Source organism: Vibrio sp. RC2502, assembly GCF_054850435.1.
In genome coordinates this window covers 3,188,340-3,205,650 of sequence record NZ_CM141453.1, presented here as the reverse complement: position 1 = coordinate 3,205,650, position 17,311 = coordinate 3,188,340, and the positions used below count along the sequence as shown (strand labels likewise).

The window sequence follows — 17,311 nt, the reverse complement described above, 5'->3', positions numbered from 1 at the left end:
AGGACTATTATTAGTTAGAGGCGATTACAAGCGACACTACCGCGTCTTCATTTTTGTGACTAAAGTATGGTTTTACGTCCGGTGCGAATTACGGGTGGAAAACTTTACCAACTCCAATGAAAGTGTTAAATTGATCACGTTTTTAGGCCGTTTTGGTTTAAAACATCAGCAGATGTCCGTGATTGTTCAACCAAGGAATTACCCTTGCAGGCTTACACCTATACCATCATTCAGCGATTAGACAATTTGAACCAGCAGCGTATCGATCGCGCGCTGGCGCTTATGGATTCGCAAAGCCAGCAAGTTTTCCACTTGATTCCTGCCTTACTGAACTACAATCACCCAGTCATTCCGGGCTACTACGACGCTGACGTTCCATTCGGCGTACACGGGCTTGAACTCAATCCTATCCAACAGCAATTCATCGACGACATACAACTCGCCATTGGCCAGCCACTCAAGACGGCAGAAAAGCCAGCGATCTTGGGCTTATATACCATGGGTAGTACGTCATCGATTGGTCAAAGCACTTCCAGCGATTTAGACATTTGGGTATGTATTTCGCCAGAGATGGATTGCGAAGAACGTGAACTGCTCACCAACAAATGTTTGCTGATCACCGATTGGGCGCAAAGCCAAGGGGTGGAAGCAAACTTCTTCTTGATGGATGAAGAGCGTTTTAGAAGTAACCATTCTGAAGAGATGACGGGTGACAACTGCGGTTCCTCACAGCATTTGCTTTTGCTTGATGAGTTCTATCGCAGTGCGGTGCGTATCGCTGGCCAGCGCCTGTTATGGCAAATTGTGCCACCAGAAATGGAAGAGTGTTACGACGAGTACGTTTCTCAATTGTGCAGCGATGGCTACATCGACTGTAGCGAGTGGATCGATTTTGGTAAGTTGAACCGCATTCCTGCCGAAGAATACTTTGGCTCGAACTTGTGGCAACTGTACAAAAGTATCGATTCGCCATACAAATCGGTATTAAAAGCCATTCTGCTAGAAGCTTACTCGTGGGAATACCCGCACACACAACTGTTAAGTATTGATACCAAGCGTCGATTCTTTGCCCATGAGCCAGATCTCTATGGTATGGACGCATACTACTTAATGTTGGAAAAAGTTACGCGCTATTTAGAACGAATTCAAGACGATACACGTTTGGATTTGGTGCGTCGTTGTTTTTATCTCAAAACCCATGAAAAGCTATCGCGTGAACCCGATGTCGGTTCGGTGGCTTGGCGTCGTGAAGCGCTGAGCGACATGATTGCGAAATGGAATTGGGATGACTGCGTGGTTGCCGAGCTCGATGACCGTCGCAACTGGAAAGTTGAACAGGTGAAAGTCGTGCATCATGCGTTGCTTGATGCATTGATGCAGAGCTACCGTAACTTGATTCAGTTTGCGCGTCGCAACGACATCACATCCGCGATCAGCCCGCAAGACATCAGCATTCTTGCGCGTAAGTTGTACGCTGCGTTTGAAGTGTTGCCGGGCAAAGTAACGTTGCTGAACCCACAAATTTCCCCTGATTTACATGAACCAGATTTAAGCTTCATCGAAGTTAAAGAAGGTGGGGTGAACAAGTCGGGTTGGTATCTCTACAAGCAACCATTGATCGCACATCGCATTCTTGGTCAGCCATGTCTTGAGCATCACGAGTACTTGAGCAAACTGGTCTCGTGGGCTTTCTTTAATGGCCTAATCACCGAATCCACGCGTTTGCATGCCGTGGTGCGTGAAGCACAGCTAGATATCGATAAGTTCTACCAAATGGTGAGTGACTTACGAAATACCTTTGCACTGCGTAAACGTCGTCCGACGATGCAAGCGTTAGCGAGCCCGTGTGAAATCAGCCAGTTGGCGATGTTCATCAACTTCGAAAATGACCCTACGTCAGAGCTGTCCGGGCGTTCACTGAAGGTGGATGTGAAAAATACCGATATCTTCAGTTTTGGTCCGGAACATAAAAACTTAGTCGGCAGTGTCGATTTGGTTTACCGCAACTCCTGGCATGAAGTGCGTACACTGCATTTCAAAGGCGAAACGGCGATGTTGGATGCGCTAAAAACCATTTTGGGCAAAATGCACCAAGATGCGTTGCCACCAGAATCGGTCGACGTGTTCTGCTACGCGAAGAACATGCGTGGTGTGATGCGTAATATGGTGTATCAGCTTCTTGCGGAATGCATCGACTTGCGTTTGAAGCCGGTGGAGCAAGAAAAACGCCGCCGCTTTAAAGCGATGCGTCTTGGTAACCAAACCTACGGATTGTTCTTTGAACGCCGTGGTGTGTCGGTGCAGAAGTTAGAAAACTCCATCGATTTCTACCGCAGCATTTCTACCAACAAGCTAAAAGGCTCGCCGTTGTTAATGCTCGACCGTGAGCAAGAATACCAATTACCAGAAGCGGTGGATGGTTTTGCCAGTGAAGGTTTGGTGCAATTCTTCTTTGAAGATAACGAAGACGGTTTCAACATCTATGTATTGGATGAGTCGAACCAAGTGGAAGTGTATCACCAGTTCAGTGGCTCAAAAGATGAGATGATCGCCTCGGTCAACAGCTTCTACACTTCGGTTAAAGACGACAGCCGCGTGGCGTCTAAGTTTATTAACTTCAACTTACCGCAGTACTATCAGATCATTCACCCTGAAGAGGGTAACGCTTACATCATTCCTTATCGCAATGATGGGTGCTCACCGCATCGTCCCACTAAAGCGGTAAACGCGTAACGTAACCATATCCATAAACAAAAAGAGCACCTCGGTGCTCTTTTTGTTTTGGTGTTCATCGAGAGGATTTACGCCCAATCAATCTCTTCGCCAGCGTGTTTTTCACACTCTTGCTTCACCATTTCAAACAACTCCATGCCCGTTTTTGAGCAGGTCCATTTGTCTTCTACTAACTTGAAGTGGAAACCACCCGATTTTGAGGCCAACCAAATCTCATGCATTGGCTCTTGGCGGTTGATGATGATCTGGCTGCGGTCTTCAAACTCTAATGTCATTACGTTGCCAGACACCTCGTAATCAATGTCTGCGCCTGAATCATCGATGGATTCTTCGATGATTTGCATCTGCGCATCCACCAGTTGATGAAATTCAGTATCGTTCATCCGTCTATCCTATTGCTTTTCCTGAGTGTGGTGCGATTATAGGGGGCATTGATTCAATAATCACGATATGCCAAATGAAAAAATTAGTAACAGTGTTGTTTGTGATGGCTGCCGCGATGCTGGCAGGGTGTGGCCAATCTGGCTCGCTGTACATCCCAGATGACGCACAACAAAACGAGCAATCACAATAAATAACCGCACCTTAGGGTGAAATTAGGGTTCAGCAGTCGAATTAAATAAGGGAAGCGAATTTTGGATTACTTCAACTATCAGGATGATGGCCAACTTTGGGCCGAAGACGTCCCACTTCAAGCTCTTGCCGAGCAATATGGCACTCCTCTTTACGTATATTCTCGAGCCACGCTAGAGCGCCACTGGAAGGCGTTTGATAGTGCTGTGGGTCAACATCCTCATCTTGTGTGCTACGCAGTAAAAGCCAACTCAAACTTGGGCGTACTGAACGCGCTGGCTCGTTTGGGTTCGGGTTTTGATATCGTATCTGGTGGTGAACTAGAGCGTGTGATTGCAGCGGGCGGTGATGCGAAGAAAGTCGTGTTTTCTGGTGTGGGTAAAACGCCAGCAGAAATGAAGCGCGCACTAGAGCTTGGCATCAAGTGCTTCAACGTTGAATCAGAGCCGGAACTTGAACGCTTGAATAAAGTTGCGGGTGAGCTTGGTGTGATTGCGCCTATTTCGCTACGTATTAACCCAGATGTTGACGCGAAAACTCACCCTTATATTTCGACTGGTCTTCGTGACAACAAATTTGGCATTGCGTTTGACCGCGCGCCAGAAGTGTATCAATTCGCCCAGAGCCTACCTAATCTGAATGTGCAAGGTATCGACTGCCATATTGGTTCTCAGTTAACGAGCATTGACCCATTTATTGATGCAACCGACCGTTTGCTGGCTTTGATTGATGACCTGAAAGCACAAGGCATCAACATTCGTCACCTCGACGTTGGTGGTGGTTTAGGCGTGGTATATCGTGATGAATTACCGCCTCAGCCTTCTGATTACGCGAAAGCGTTGTTGGGGCGTCTTGAAAATCATCAAGACCTAGAACTGATTTTTGAACCAGGCCGTGCGATTGCAGCAAACGCCGGTATTTTGCTCACCCGTGTGGAGTTCCTAAAACACACCGAGCATAAAAACTTTGCCATCATTGATGCGGCGATGAATGACTTGATGCGTCCAGCACTGTACCAAGCTTGGCAAGATATTGTGCCTGTTTCCCCTCGTAATGGTGAGCCACAAACTTACGATTTGGTTGGCCCGATTTGTGAAACTGGTGACTTCTTGGGTAAAGATCGCGCGCTCGTTTTGCAAGAAGGTGATCTACTCGCGGTTCGTTCAGCAGGTGCCTATGGTTTTGTGATGTCTTCGAACTACAATACTCGTACCCGAGCGGCAGAAGTAATGGTGGATGGTAATCAAAGCCACCTTGTTCGCCAGCGTGAAGAGCTGACCAGTTTGTGGCAGCTGGAACAGATTCTACCGGAGTAACACACAACAAATGCATTTCCACTTTTCCAAAATGCACGGTTTGGGCAACGACTTCATGGTCGTCGACTGCATTACCCAGAACGTGTTTTTCTCGCAAGACTTGATCCGTCGTTTGGCAGATCGTCACACTGGCGTCGGTTTTGACCAATTGCTCGTGGTAGAAGCACCTTATGATCCTGAAACCGACTTCCACTATCGCATTTTTAATGCCGATGGCAGTGAAGTGGAGCAATGCGGCAACGGCGCGCGCTGTTTCGCGCGTTTTGTTCGTTTGAAAGGGTTGACCAATAAATACAGCATCAGCGTGAGCACCAAGAAAGGTAAGATGATTCTTGATGTGGAAGACGACGGTGAAGTGACGGTCAACATGGGTGTGCCAGAGTTTGAACCGAACAAAATTCCGTTCAAAGCGAAGCAGAAAGAAAAAACCTACATCATGCGCGCGGGTGACAAGACGCTGTTTTGTGGCGCTGTCAGCATGGGTAACCCGCATGTGGTGACAGTAGTGGATGACGTGGATACCGCAGATGTGGGCACTCTAGGTCCGCTGCTTGAATCACACGAGCGCTTCCCTGAGCGTGTGAACGCTGGCTTTATGCAAGTGGTGAGTCGTGACCACATTCGTCTTCGAGTTTACGAGCGCGGCGCAGGTGAAACACAAGCTTGTGGTAGCGGCGCATGTGGCGCGGTGGCTGTGGGTATTTTGCAAGGGCTTTTGGATGAGAGTGTGAAAGTATCGCTACCTGGTGGTGAGCTGCATATTTCTTGGCAAGGCCCGGGCAAACCACTCTTTATGACAGGCCCTGCTACTCACGTATTTGATGGTCAACTGTCGTGCTAGTCAAAGAAAAAGGAAACGGTTTGTCTCAAGTTGAAGCTGACGCATTAACGGCAGAAGTGGTGGCTGAATACCTAAAAGATCACCCTGATTTTTTTGTTGAGCGCCCTGAGCTGGTGGATCGTCTGTCTTTTCCACATTCGGATTTAGGTACGGTTTCGTTGGTGCATATTCAAATGAATCGCCAGCGTCAGCGTATTGAAGAGCTTGAAGAAGAGATCACCACGTTAATGTCGCTTGCGGCAAACAACGATCGTACCTTCTACGAGTTCATGGATTTGCAGGGCTCGATTCTAAAGTGCGGTGACTTCAAGCAAGTTATTAGCGCGATAGAGCTAAAAGCCAAAGATCTCGGACTGCGTGCGTATGTTCGCTTGTTTAGCCAATGCGATGCATCGACGCAACTTAGCAAAGAACATTACCAGCGTTTTGCGACCAACCACCTAAATGGCAAAGAGGCTTATTTGGGCCGCTTGCGTAAAGTGGATCGTGAAGCGTTGTTTGGCAATATGGATGTGCCAGAAATGGGTTCCTATGTGGTACTGCCGCTGGTGAAGAAGCAGACGCTTGGCGTGCTTGCGTTTTCTAGCGAAGATGGCGGTCATTTCCAACCAGATATGGATACCTTGTTTTTGCGTCACCTATCTTTAGTAGTGGCACATCTTGCTCAAACATTGGTATGGCAAAGTTACGATGACGACAACTCCCAACACTCCTCTGCCAAATAGTCTTCAAAAGCCTCTTGAACGCTTCTACGAATTCTTGCGAAGCGAAAAGGGGCTCAGCTTGCACACTCAACGCAATTACAAGCAACAGTTGGAAACCATGGCGCAGCATCTTGCCGAAATGGGACTGAAAGATTGGTCTCAAGTTGATGCTGGCTGGGTTCGACAACTTGCGGGTAAAGGCATGCGAGAAGGCATGAAGGCCAGCAGCTTAGCCACGCGCTTGTCTTCGCTGCGTAGCTTTTTCGATTTCTTGATTTTGCGTGGTGAGATGTCAGCCAACCCTGCTAAAGGGGTGTCTGCACCTCGTAAAAAGCGCCCGCTGCCAAAAAACCTCGATGTGGATGAAGTGAATCAACTGCTCGAAGTGAATGAAGATGACCCATTGGCGATCCGCGATCGCGCAATGATGGAGCTGATGTACGGTGCCGGCCTGCGTTTAGCCGAGTTGGTCAGTGTGGATGTGCGAGATGTACAGCTGCGCAGTGGCGAGCTTCGTGTTATCGGTAAAGGTGACAAAGAGCGTAAAGTGCCTTTTTCGGGGATGGCAACGGAATGGGTTGGTAAGTGGCTGCGCGTTCGTGGTGACTTAGCAGCGCCAGGTGAACCTGCATTGTTTGTGTCTAAACTCGGAACCCGTATTTCGCACCGCAGCGTGCAAAAACGCATGGCCGAGTGGGGACAAAAACAGTCTGTAGCCAGTCACATTAGCCCACATAAGTTGCGCCACTCATTTGCCACGCACATGCTGGAGTCGAGCAACAACTTACGTGCGGTGCAAGAGCTTTTAGGTCACGAGAACATATCGACGACCCAAATCTACACACACTTGGATTTCCAGCATCTAGCGCAAGCGTATGACCAAGCCCACCCACGCGCCCGCAAAAAGAACGGGGAGTGAGCCAAAGCATGAAACTTTACCGCCGTATCGAGCCGATTAAGGCCATGACATTCGATCTAGATGACACGTTGTATGACAACCATCCAGTGATTGTCCGTATGGAGCGCGAGTTACTGACCTGGTTGCAACAAACGCATCCTGCAGTGGCACACATGGAAAAGGCCGATTGGTTGCAGGTAAAAAAACATGTGCTCCAGCAAAGTCCTGATCTCAAAAGCGATGTGACGCTTTGGCGCCTAGTGCAGCTCAAGCATGCTTTTCTATCCGTTGGCTATGATGAAGCGCAAGCTCAAATCGCAGCGGAAGAGGGCGTGCAACTGGCGTTGGAATGGCGCAGTCAGTTTGACGTGCCGCAGCAAAGTCTCGATGTATTGGCGGAGTTGGGAGAACGCATTCCTCTGGTGGCGATCACCAATGGTAATGTCGACCTAGATAAAATCGGTTTGACGCCATACTTCCAACTCGTATTAAAAGCGGGCCCTGACGGTCTCGCCAAGCCTGCTGCCGATTTGTTTGTCAAAGCGCAGCAGTTCCTCGATTTACCTGCCGAAAACATTTTGCATGTTGGTGACCACCTCACGACGGATGTATATGGTGCAAAGTTAGCGGGTTTTGCCGCATGTTGGTTTAATGATATGAATAAAAATGTCATTAATCATTCAAGAACACGTACGTTACCTGACATTGAAATCAATAGTTTGCAGCCGTTACTCACACTTTTTTAATTGCTTTCGCATTAATCCATTCTAAAGTCATTTTGTGCCTAGAAAAGCATCAAAAAGAAACGTAAATTACTAAGCCTAAAGTAAAAATAACGACGCCACTCATCGTGGTGAAAATAGTGTTACGGCAGTAGTAGGGTACATGCGAGCTTTTTCCAAACGGGTCCACGATGTAAGTCAGCTTAATGACTTTTTAGTCACTTCTCAGTTGCACCCAGATAAACAGTATTTGGTGCAAATTTTGTCTACGCAATCACGAGAATGTGCGGTTGCGCTCGCCAAAGCGGTTTTGTCGATGTTGCCCAATGCTCATGTCATCGGCCACAGCACTCGCAATGTAATTTTGGATGGCGACATTTTTACCTCTGGTTGCCTCATCAACCTGATTGAGTTTGACCAAACCACACTAACGTCTGCCGTCCAAGCGTATTCTTTCTCTCCCGATATAGACGGTGGCGAGCTCAAACGTTCGCTGCAGTTACAAAGCAACTCTCAAGTCATCATCAGTTTTGCCGTGCAAATCGAACGTCGTGATTATCCTTTGTATCAAACTTTTGCGACCGAAAACGTGCGAGTGTCTGGTGGATTAGCGCAGACCATAGAAGACGGCTGTTGGGTGCTCTATCAAAACCAGACATACGACAACGCCGTAGTGGCAGTGGCTTTGCACAGTGATACTTTGAAAACTTGGACAGACGCGTATTCCGAGTGGAACCCAATTGGCATGCCGCACAAAGTGACGCATGCGAAAGGCACGCGCTTGTATTGCTTAGGAGAGCGTAAAGCCCTCGATGTTTACAAGCATTATCTTGCCGACGGGCACGACGTGACGATTAACCAATTACTCAGTTTCCCGTTGTATCGAGAAACGTTGGGGCGCAAGGAAGTTTGTACCGTCACAGAACTTCACGCCGATGGAAGCATGAGTTTCGATAGGCCGTGGTGCCTCGGTGATGAGGTTCAGTTTTGCTATAACCATCCTTCTCTGACGTTAGAACAAGTGCGTCATGGGGTGGTGGAACTTGCTATGCATCAGCCAGAAGTAGTGATGATTTACAACTGTGCCTCACGGCTGGATTTTATTGATAGCAGCGATGAAGTGCAGGCGTTTATGGATATTGCCGCGACCTTTGGCAGCTACTGCATGGGTGAAATACATGGTGACATTGGCCAGCCAGAAATTCTTCACCACAGTTTGACGTACCTTGCGATGCGCGAAGGCGATGAGGTGCAATCGCTGAATTTGCCTAAACCGCAAGTGAGCGCTTCGATTTCACCGCTGTTTAGCTTAATACGCAATGCGATTGGCGATTTGAATCATATGAACGCTCACATGGGTTATCAACTTGATCGTCAAACTCGCAAGTTACAAGAAAGCTACCGTCGCGACAGTCGCACGGGGCTGCAAAATCGCGTGGCGCTGCAAGAGCGCTTAAGTCACATCGATTGTGACGAGCATTTGTTAACGCTTAAGCTGCTCAATTTCAGCCACATCAACGAAAAGTACGGGTATCGAGTCGGAGACCAGCTGCTCAAAGATCTGTCGATGCATTTTACCAATCGATTGAGAAAGCGCTTAGGCATGCCAGCGGCGCTGCAACTGTACAGCATTGGTGTAGGTGAGTGGGCTTTTGTGTTTAAGGCTGAACAAAGTAGCGAGACTATCAAACAACACTTTACTCGTTTTGCTGATGCAGTTGAGCAAACTAACTTTGAGCCGCTCGGCCTGCGCGAAATTGATTACCTGTCTATTTCCTTGTGTGGTGGCTTGGTTAGCCGTCGTGATTTTCCTTCGGCTTCTCCTGATGAGCTCTTATTAAAAGGCATAGAAGCGCGTCGTTCTGGCGTTCGCAGCAACACGCATATTTGCAACGCTAAAGACATCGAAGTCAGTGAAGATGTACGTAAAGAGCAACTAGGGTGGTTGAGTTGCGTCAGCCGCGCGATTCTCAAGCAGAACATTATTACGTATAGCCAACCGATTGTGCACGCTTACAGTCATCTTCCTGCCAGCCAAGAATGTCTGGTGCGGATTTTAGAAGAAGACGGAACAGTGATTGCTCCAGGGCGATTTTTACCGATCATCTCAGACACGCATTTGTACACCAGATTGAGTCGTCACATGATCCGCTCGACGCTGCATTACATGCGAGATAAGAAAGGAGATTTCTCGATTAACCTGTCTCCGCAAGATTTGTTGAGCGACAAAACGTTGATGTTGCTGGAGCATGAAATCAGCCAGTTGAATGACCCGACGCGGATAGGGCTGGAAGTACTGGAGTCTGAACAGATTAAAGATTACGGTCGTATGATAGAAGTGTGCAGCCATTTCAGAAAACTGGGTGCGCGCATTATCGTGGACGATTTTGGTTCTGGATACTCTAATATTGATGAGATCTTAAAGTTAGAGCCGGAAGTGATAAAGCTGGATGGCAGCTTGATTCGAGACATCGATAAGGATTTAAAGCAGCGCAAAATAGCTTCTCAGTTGGTGCGTTTGTGCCAGGTGTTTAATGCAGAAACGGTCGCAGAGTTTGTGCACAATCGAGAGGTGTGCAAAATCGCGCAGGATATGGGCGTCGATTATCTGCAAGGCTACTACTTAGGTGAACCTACGCGTCTGTTTTAGTCGTGTTTCACGTGAAACAATGCCAATAAAAAAACGCAGCCAAGGCTGCGTTTTTTGTTTCGTCGATTGGGTTTACTCGAGAGAGTGTGGCGACGGTTTGAGAGCATGGCCACTTTTCTCGGCTTGGAACAGCGCAAGGTAGTGAGCAAAGAACGTATGCATTTGCTGTTGGTTATCTTGTTCACCAAGTTGACCTAATAAGTGGGCAGCAACCTCAAAGGTGCACAAGTTGCCTTGTTGCTGATTACGTCGCAGTTGATATTGAGAATCGGCGAGTGCGGAAAGTCCCATGGTAGGGATACCTTCTAACCAGCGACTCTTATTGATCATCTTGCGTGCTTCTTGCCAGGTGGCATCCAAAATAATGTACAGCGGCATTTTGGCTTGTTGCTGGCTTTGCATTTCCACATGTTCGAGTGTGATGCTTTCTTCGCTTGGGAATAGAATCACTGGGTACAGTGATGGATTAGCCAAGCGAGTGAGCAACTCTGCTGGTGGTTGTTTGCGATCCCAGATTGCTTGCTCGACGTTGAGTTGGCAATGCTGTAATAGCTGGCCCGTATTGGTGTCACGAGTAAGCTCATTTGGGTGCATCAATAGCAGTATGTTGTGCTTGCTGGTGAGTTTCGGCACCAGCGAGCAAATACAGTTGAACTGAAAACCGCAATGGGGACACGGTTGTGACATTACAGTCGAACCCCTTCACGAACTGGGCTAATACCATCCGAGAACAGACGAACACCACTGATTTGTTCAGGTGTGGCTGTTGGTGCCATGCTCGGGTTCAGAGGGTAGCTTACGCCAGTGTACTGCATGACATGTTTTGCTGGTGTTGCACCGCCGCCACTAACATCGAAAATCAGGTCGCGCCAACCGTGCGACGTTTGTTGGCCGAGCATCATTGGGCTTCTTACCAGTGTAATTCGACTGTTGAAGCGCCATTCTTTTTCATGGTTTTCGAACACCAAGAGCGTACAACCGCCTGAGCCGCACCAATCCAATTGAACCAGCAGTTCTTCATTACCATCACCATTGAGATCGTACGTTAACCAGCGGTATTGGTTATTGCTTGGGTCGGTTTGGTGAATGAAGAAGTAGTTACGTACCGCAGCATCGACTTTGGAATCGAAATCGGCACTGGATGGGATGTCAGCACTGCCGATAGGTTGGTCTGCGCGCTTCGCCGCCGGTTGTTGAACGCCTGCATCACGAACGGTTGCTGGGTAAAGCACTAAGCCACCATCGGCGATCGGGTACACCATGCTGCCCACTTTTTCCTTGGTGGCTTTGAGTTGGTTGCCTTCGCGCGTAAAGAGTCGCTCAGACATCAAACGTTGTTGCTGGTGGTGGGTCATCACAACTTGAACTTGCGACGGGCTCAACTGTTGCCAGAAGCCGCGTTCCACTAATGGGTCTTGACCGTTTGAGTAGCTGTATTTCGTCGTGGCGCTGTGGTCAGGGTTTAAGGTCATTTGCACCTCAAAACCTTGTGATTGCGTTGAGGTGGCTACATAGGTATTTGCCCAGCTAAGCGTTGCATCAACGTTCGCTGCCATGCCACACCCTTGGTAAGTGTTTCCATCGTGTTTGAGTGTTGCTTTCCAGCCATATAAAGAGTCGCTCATGGTGTCTGAACAGAGGTTTTCCGTCATGCGTAGTTCACCATCATCAAGCCTATAAGTGCGTTGGCGCGGCTGCAGTTGACTGCTTTGAATAGACAGCATTTCGGTGGTTTTTCCCATCTGTTGGAACTTAAGCGCATTGGCTTCAAAACTGGCTGCCCAAGACGGCTCGTTGCCAAATACACGCGTCGGTTTTTGCGGTTGGCTGCAACGATTTGGGTTTTCGGTAGTGAGGAAGTTCACTTGCTCAACCACAAAGTTGGCGTCGAAATCCGCAGAGAAACCATCAATGCCCGGAGGATTAAGATGACCGATGACTTCGCCATACATGGTTTGGTACGGTTCATTGCCGAGCTTAATGGCGCGTTGAATTTGTTGAGGTGACAGTTGCAACCAATATTGTTTGTCGCTGCCGCAAGGCATGATGTATTGGCTTTCATGGCCGATGATTACTTTGCCGCGCAACATAAAAGTTTGAGGTTGAATAGTTTCAGGCTTATCTAATGATGCTGGTGGAGAGGTTGGTGTTTCCGCGCCAGATTGTGGCGGTTGCGAACTACATGCTTGCAGAACCAGCAGAGTGGCGAGTGCCACTGGGTTTTTCAAAGCCTTCATGTTATATCTTCCTCATTATTGTTACTCAATCGGCATCGGATGGCATTATGGCATATTGGTTATTTAAAACAGAACCAGATACCTTTTCTATTGACACGCTTAGAACCCAAAAGGTTTCATGTTGGGAGGGAGTTCGTAATTATCAGGCGCGCAATATGATGCGTGACCAAGTAAAGGTGGGCGATTTTGTCCTGATTTACCACTCTTCCTGTAAAAATGTTGGCGTGGCGGGGATTGCCAAAGTCGTGCGAGAAGCCTATCCCGACCATTTTCAGTTCGACCCAGAAAGTGATTATTACGACCCAAAATCGGACCCAGATAACCCTCGTTGGATCATGGTCGATATTGAGTTTGTGCGTAAAACCGCGCGGGTGATCCCTCTGTCGGTCATGAAAGCGATGCCTGAACTTGAGAACATGCCGCTGGTGAAACGCGGAAATCGTCTTTCGATCATGCCTGTGACCGAAGATGAGTGGGAAGCGATTCTTGGCAAAGAGAAGTTACCAAGCCAGAGATAAAAAAGGGCTGCAAGTAGCAGCCCTTCGTGATTTTGTTGTTAACCCAAGGGTTAGAGCAGGTGATCTTGCAGGTAATGCGCCACGGCATCGTCTGCGTTGCTGCCAATCACTTCATTGTTTGGGAGCGCTTTCATCACTTTCTCGTGTGATGTGCCCATTACTAAGCCTTTGCCTGCCATTGATAGCATTTCGACATCATTCATGCCGTCGCCAAATGCAATGCAGTTTTCGAGCGTTAAACCCAGAGTTTCTGCGACTGCTTGTAGCGCGTGGCCTTTCGAAACGCCCGCACTCATTACTTCCAAACACCAAGGAGTAGAGAACGCGATATTCAATTTATCGCCAAACTGTTCACGCAGTTTGTTTTCAAACACCACCAAACGTTCATGATCTTGCGCTGGATGGGTGAAGAAAATTTTCGCAATGCCGTCGGTAGGCGCTTGGTCTTCATCGAATAAGACGTATGTGAATTCGTCATGGAAATCACGCAGTGTTTCGTCGTCTTTGTTCATCAACCAACTGTCGTTTTGATACATGTGGATAAGTATATCGTGATCATGTTTGATCGTGTCGATCACACCTTGAACCAAATCCGCAGGTACGTTTTCACTGTACATCAGTTGATCGTTTTGGTCATGAACACGCGCACCGTTTGAGGTGATCATGTAAGCCGGAATGCCCACTTGGCGACGAATGCTTGCAACGTCTACGTGGTGGCGACCCGTTGCAAAGACAAAGGTGTAACCCTTTTCATGCAGCGCTTTTAGCGTCTCTTTTGAGTAAGCACTTAGCTGATGGTTTGGTGCCAGTAACGTGCCATCCAGATCTGAGGCAACGATTTTAGTGATCTCTTTGCAAGGTAGCGATGTGCTCATGAAGCCCTCGTAAACGGTTTGGATAGAGTGGAACAGGTTGATTGCAAACGGAGTACAGTAGACTGACTAGATCATACTGCTCCGAATGCGGGGGAACTTAATGCTGCCTGCTTTCCTCGTTAAACGTGCGAGGTGGGCGAAACAGACGCAAGCAGTGTACGCCAAAATAAGGATGAAAAAGAGGGTAAATCGTTTGAGAGACATTTCCTCTTTAATCATTGCGGTGAAGTGGTCGCCTACAACTCTTATTGCATTTTTTCGTCTGACGACGAAGTAGGGCCATCCATAAAGCGGAAGATCGCATCGAGCGCTTGATTGCGGTACTGGTCTGTTTCGAACAAGATTTCATGCTGTGCGCCTTCAATAGAAAGCAATGCCGCATGAGGATTGGTTTTACGCAGCTTCTCGATAAAGCGTTTTTGCGCGAGATTGCTGACGATACGATCATTGCCTGCTTGAACCAGTAGCACAGGCACTTTTACTTGGCGAGTTAACAAAAAGCACTGTTTCGCTGCCATGAGCCCTTGCCATACCCAGCGCGTGCTTGGTCCGCCGACTTGCAGTTCCGGTTTTTCTGTATAGAGATTGCGAAACCACTGGTAGCGGCCTGCGCTTTGGCTGAGAGGATTGTCCTCAAAAGGCTTGGGAAAGTACGGCTTGTGACCCGGCGCATAACGCGGCAGTGGTGACACGGCAGAAAGAATTTGCGTCACTGGGATAGCGATGGGTGATAAGTACCACGGCAAGTTAATGCCAAACATGGGTGCGCTTAAAATCAAACCAGTGAATGGGTGCTCTGGGTGGGTTTGCAGGTAGCGCGTCGCGATGGCACCGCCCATGGAGTGCGCGATGATAAAGCACTGCTGATATTGTTTAAGGTCGTGTTGTTTGATCACCACGTCCATATCATCAATATAGTCAGTAAAGTCATAGACGTGACCCATATCAGAGTCAGATAATAGGCGATCTGATAAACCTTGTCCTCGGTGGTCAAAGGAATACACATCGTAACCTTGGCGGTAGAGATCGTAAAACAGCTCTTGGTACTTCCAGGAAGATTCGATGCGGCCATTGACGATCAGCACGGCTTTTTTGTGTTCAGGGTTGGTGAGTTTGCACCAGTAGATTTTCTTTTTCTCTGTCCCTTTAACAAAGCCCTCTTGGCGAGTTTGCCAAAGTGCTGCGATCGGACCACCAATTGCTTGCTCAAATAAAGTCTCTTGAGTATAAGTCAAAGGTGAATGGTTAGTAGCCATTAGTCGATTACCTGAAGATACATTGTAGACGCGATGTATCATCGAAGAATTAGTGAGGAAATGCAATGGATACCCACGTTTGGTTGGCCTATGTGGTAACTGCAATCGTTTTTAGTTTGGCTCCGGGTTCTGGCACGGTTAACTCAATCAGCAATGGCTTGAGTTACGGCACGCGTAAATCGCTTGGCGCGATTGTTGGTCTGCAAATCGGGCTCGCGATTCACATCGCCTTGGTTGGCGCTGGCATCGGTGCGCTGGTGGCGCAATCGGCAACTGCGTTTACTATCATTAAATGGGTAGGCGCGGCTTACCTTGTATGGTTGGGTATTCAGAAATGGCGTGATACTTCAGGCTTGATTGCCAATGAGAGTCACAAAGAGATGTCAGGTAGCGCATTATTGTATAAAGCCGTTTTAATTAACCTGACTAACCCTAAATCGATCGTCTTTTTGGTGGCGTTGTTCCCTCAGTTTATCGACCCTGCAAAAGACCAACTGACGCAATTGTTGGCGCTAGGGGTGACGACAGTGGTGATTGATGCGTGCGTAATGTTGGGTTACACCACGTTAGCGGCGCAGATGGGACGCTTTATCCGTTCAGACAAAATCATGGGTAAAATTAACAAAGTATTCGGTTCAATGTTTATGGGTTGTGGCGCATTATTAGCGGCTGCAAAATCCTAAGCCATTTATAGGTAGTTCTATCGCATGAATACAACGTATGTCGCTCGTCAGCCGATTTTTAACCGTAAAAGACAGACGCTGGGTTATGAATTGTTATTTAGAGATGGGGAAAGCAACGCCTATCCCGCTCATATCGAATCAAACCGAGCGACATACCGATTAATCGTCGAGAACTTTCTATCACTGGGTACTAACCCAGTAATTGCTTCTTCGCGATGCTTTATCAACTTTCCTCATCAGAGCTTGGTACGTCGTTTGCCTCGCAGCTTGCCAAAAAACAAAATCGTCGTAGAAGTCTTAGAGACTTGCCAACCTACCGATGATCTTCTCGATGCAATTCGCGAGTTATATCGAGAAGGTTATTTGATCGCGCTGGATGATTTCACCTTAACGCCGGAGTGGCGTCGCTTCTTACCTTATGTGCACATCGTTAAACTCGATATCATGGCGATGGGGCTAGAAAAAGCGTGTGAGCTGGTTAAAACCCACCTCGCTAAGCGCGTCAAATATCACTTTTTAGCGGAACGCGTCGAAACCGCAGAAGAGTTTGAGCAAGCCAAAGCGGCGGGTTTTAAATTCTTTCAAGGCTACTTTTTTAGCAAGCCATTGGTGTCGCAAACCAAATACGTCAGTCCGGAGCAGGTGTTAGCGTTACAACTGTTTCGGGAAGTCTGCGCGCCAGAGCCGGATTTTGACCGCATTGAAAGCATCATTACGCAAGATGTGGCCTTGTCGTACAAGTTACTGCGTTTTGTGAATACCCAGATCACCACATTAGAGGTGGAAATCAGCTCGTTCCGTCAGGCGCTGATTTACCTTGGTCAAGACAAGCTGAAGCAATTTGTCTCTTTGGTGGTGGCGTCTTACATCTCAAGCAACAAACCGCGTGAGTTGTACAACCTCTCTTTGCAACGTGCCCAGTTCTGTGAGCTGATGTCGCGTTACCAACCTTTTTCTCATCTCAATGAGCAAGGCTTTATGGTCGGCTTATTGTCGATCTTAGATGCCATGCTCGACTTATCGATCGAAGCCCTGGTGAAGCAACTGCCGTTGAGTGATTCTGTGCAGCAAGCATTACTGCATCGTAAGGGTGAGTACGGCGTGCTGATCTCGCTAGAAGAATGCTACGAGCGAGCTGATTGGCATGGCGTCGAAAAGCTCTCGGGTCAGTTGGGTTTGTCATTCGATGAAGTCAAAGCCTCGTTAAGCGAAGCGGTTCGCTGGAGCCAAAGCGTCGTCACGGTCTAATTCTCTCTATTAGTATGAAACTTTTATGAAGGCAAGGGCGTGGCTCTTGACGCCTTG

The 17,311-nt window shown here is 48.0% G+C and carries 16 protein-coding genes; 11 read left to right on the top strand and 5 right to left on the bottom strand.

What is annotated here, in order from left to right:
* Positions 1–204 precede the first annotated feature (204 nt).
* A complete protein-coding gene (locus tag ACYJZR_RS14960; protein WP_406966449.1) occupies positions 205–2,733 on the top strand; it encodes a class I adenylate cyclase in 2,529 nt (842 codons plus the stop codon).
* Positions 2,734–2,801: 68 nt separating this feature from the next.
* Here the strand turns inward: ACYJZR_RS14960 and cyaY are convergent, their stop codons facing one another.
* Complete coding sequence (gene cyaY, locus ACYJZR_RS14955; protein WP_005459084.1) at positions 2,802–3,116, bottom strand: iron donor protein CyaY; 315 nt, start codon at positions 3,114–3,116, stop codon at positions 2,802–2,804.
* Positions 3,117–3,190: 74 nt separating this feature from the next.
* Here cyaY and lptM point away from each other — a divergent pair, with 74 nt between their 5' ends.
* The 7 genes from lptM (at position 3,191) to ACYJZR_RS14920 (ending at position 10,437) form a co-directional block, all read left to right on the top strand.
* On the top strand, positions 3,191–3,307 hold the full coding sequence (lptM, locus tag ACYJZR_RS14950; RefSeq protein WP_005459128.1) for an LPS translocon maturation chaperone LptM: 117 nt from the start codon (positions 3,191–3,193) through the stop codon (positions 3,305–3,307).
* Between the two features lie 61 nt (positions 3,308–3,368).
* Positions 3,369–4,622 carry a diaminopimelate decarboxylase gene (gene lysA, locus ACYJZR_RS14945; RefSeq protein WP_005459130.1) on the top strand — a complete coding sequence of 418 codons (1,254 nt, stop codon included), beginning with the start codon at positions 3,369–3,371 and terminating at the stop codon, positions 4,620–4,622.
* A 10-nt stretch (positions 4,623–4,632) separates the two neighbouring features.
* Positions 4,633–5,463, top strand: a complete 831-nt coding sequence (gene dapF / locus ACYJZR_RS14940) for a diaminopimelate epimerase (protein WP_029838935.1) — start codon at positions 4,633–4,635, stop codon at positions 5,461–5,463.
* Complete coding sequence (locus tag ACYJZR_RS14935; RefSeq protein ID WP_020839837.1) at positions 5,457–6,188, top strand: DUF484 family protein; 732 nt, start codon at positions 5,457–5,459, stop codon at positions 6,186–6,188. The genes dapF and ACYJZR_RS14935 overlap by 7 nt, the downstream gene beginning before the upstream one ends.
* Entirely contained in the window at positions 6,154–7,086 is a 933-nt protein-coding gene (gene xerC / locus ACYJZR_RS14930) for a tyrosine recombinase XerC (protein WP_005459099.1), read from the top strand. The genes ACYJZR_RS14935 and xerC overlap by 35 nt, the downstream gene beginning before the upstream one ends.
* A gap of 8 nt (positions 7,087–7,094) precedes the next feature.
* On the top strand, positions 7,095–7,811 hold the full coding sequence (gene yigB, locus ACYJZR_RS14925) for a 5-amino-6-(5-phospho-D-ribitylamino)uracil phosphatase YigB (protein ID WP_406966450.1): 717 nt from the start codon (positions 7,095–7,097) through the stop codon (positions 7,809–7,811).
* 139 nt (positions 7,812–7,950) lie between these two features.
* Complete coding sequence (locus ACYJZR_RS14920) at positions 7,951–10,437, top strand: bifunctional diguanylate cyclase/phosphodiesterase (RefSeq protein ID WP_021449835.1); 2,487 nt, start codon at positions 7,951–7,953, stop codon at positions 10,435–10,437.
* 72 nt (positions 10,438–10,509) lie between these two features.
* Here ACYJZR_RS14920 and ACYJZR_RS14915 read toward each other — a convergent pair whose 3' ends face one another.
* Together ACYJZR_RS14915 and ACYJZR_RS14910 are read right to left on the bottom strand one after the other, a co-directional pair.
* Positions 10,510–11,124: a tRNA-uridine aminocarboxypropyltransferase gene (locus tag ACYJZR_RS14915; protein WP_029830260.1), complete on the bottom strand. Its 615-nt coding sequence runs from the start codon at positions 11,122–11,124 to the stop codon at positions 10,510–10,512.
* The gene (locus ACYJZR_RS14910; protein ID WP_140201363.1) at positions 11,124–12,674 is read right to left on the bottom strand and encodes a COG3650 family protein; all 1,551 of its coding nucleotides are present in this window, start codon (positions 12,672–12,674) and stop codon (positions 11,124–11,126) included. Before ACYJZR_RS14910 ends, ACYJZR_RS14915 begins: the two co-directional genes overlap by 1 nt.
* Positions 12,675–12,721: 47 nt before the next feature.
* On the opposite strand from ACYJZR_RS14910, the gene ACYJZR_RS14905 reads away from it, so the two are divergent.
* Positions 12,722–13,192, top strand: a complete 471-nt coding sequence (locus tag ACYJZR_RS14905; RefSeq protein ID WP_011106124.1) for an EVE domain-containing protein — start codon at positions 12,722–12,724, stop codon at positions 13,190–13,192.
* A gap of 50 nt (positions 13,193–13,242) precedes the next feature.
* On the opposite strand, the gene ACYJZR_RS14900 is transcribed toward ACYJZR_RS14905, so the two are convergent.
* On the bottom strand, positions 13,243–14,067 hold the full coding sequence (locus tag ACYJZR_RS14900; protein WP_053046720.1) for a Cof-type HAD-IIB family hydrolase: 825 nt from the start codon (positions 14,065–14,067) through the stop codon (positions 13,243–13,245).
* Positions 14,068–14,312: 245 nt separating this feature from the next.
* Positions 14,313–15,323 carry an alpha/beta fold hydrolase gene (locus ACYJZR_RS14895; RefSeq protein ID WP_102591151.1) on the bottom strand — a complete coding sequence of 337 codons (1,011 nt, stop codon included), beginning with the start codon at positions 15,321–15,323 and terminating at the stop codon, positions 14,313–14,315.
* Between the two features lie 65 nt (positions 15,324–15,388).
* Here ACYJZR_RS14895 and rhtB point away from each other — a divergent pair, with 65 nt between their 5' ends.
* Entirely contained in the window at positions 15,389–16,006 is a 618-nt protein-coding gene (gene rhtB / locus ACYJZR_RS14890; RefSeq protein WP_005459098.1) for a homoserine/homoserine lactone efflux protein, read from the top strand.
* Between the two features lie 24 nt (positions 16,007–16,030).
* Positions 16,031–17,254: an EAL and HDOD domain-containing protein gene (locus tag ACYJZR_RS14885; RefSeq protein ID WP_005459079.1), complete on the top strand. Its 1,224-nt coding sequence runs from the start codon at positions 16,031–16,033 to the stop codon at positions 17,252–17,254.
* The last annotated feature ends 57 nt before the right edge of the window (positions 17,255–17,311 follow it).

Coding starts and splice junctions, on each gene's coding strand:
- ACYJZR_RS14910 (WP_140201363.1), bottom strand. CDS start 12,674: ATGAAGGCTTTGAAAAACCCAGTGGCACTCGCCACTCTGCTGGTTCTG.
- ACYJZR_RS14900 (WP_053046720.1), bottom strand. CDS start 14,067: ATGAGCACATCGCTACCTTGCAAAGAGATCACTAAAATCGTTGCCTCA.
- xerC (WP_005459099.1), top strand. CDS start 6,154: ATGACGACAACTCCCAACACTCCTCTGCCAAATAGTCTTCAAAAGCCT.
- yigB (WP_406966450.1), top strand. CDS start 7,095: ATGAAACTTTACCGCCGTATCGAGCCGATTAAGGCCATGACATTCGAT.
- ACYJZR_RS14885 (WP_005459079.1), top strand. CDS start 16,031: ATGAATACAACGTATGTCGCTCGTCAGCCGATTTTTAACCGTAAAAGA.
- lptM (WP_005459128.1), top strand. CDS start 3,191: ATGAAAAAATTAGTAACAGTGTTGTTTGTGATGGCTGCCGCGATGCTG.
- ACYJZR_RS14895 (WP_102591151.1), bottom strand. CDS start 15,323: ATGGCTACTAACCATTCACCTTTGACTTATACTCAAGAGACTTTATTT.
- ACYJZR_RS14915 (WP_029830260.1), bottom strand. CDS start 11,124: ATGTCACAACCGTGTCCCCATTGCGGTTTTCAGTTCAACTGTATTTGC.
- ACYJZR_RS14920 (WP_021449835.1), top strand. CDS start 7,951: ATGCGAGCTTTTTCCAAACGGGTCCACGATGTAAGTCAGCTTAATGAC.
- dapF (WP_029838935.1), top strand. CDS start 4,633: ATGCATTTCCACTTTTCCAAAATGCACGGTTTGGGCAACGACTTCATG.
- ACYJZR_RS14905 (WP_011106124.1), top strand. CDS start 12,722: ATGGCATATTGGTTATTTAAAACAGAACCAGATACCTTTTCTATTGAC.
- rhtB (WP_005459098.1), top strand. CDS start 15,389: ATGGATACCCACGTTTGGTTGGCCTATGTGGTAACTGCAATCGTTTTT.
- cyaY (WP_005459084.1), bottom strand. CDS start 3,116: ATGAACGATACTGAATTTCATCAACTGGTGGATGCGCAGATGCAAATC.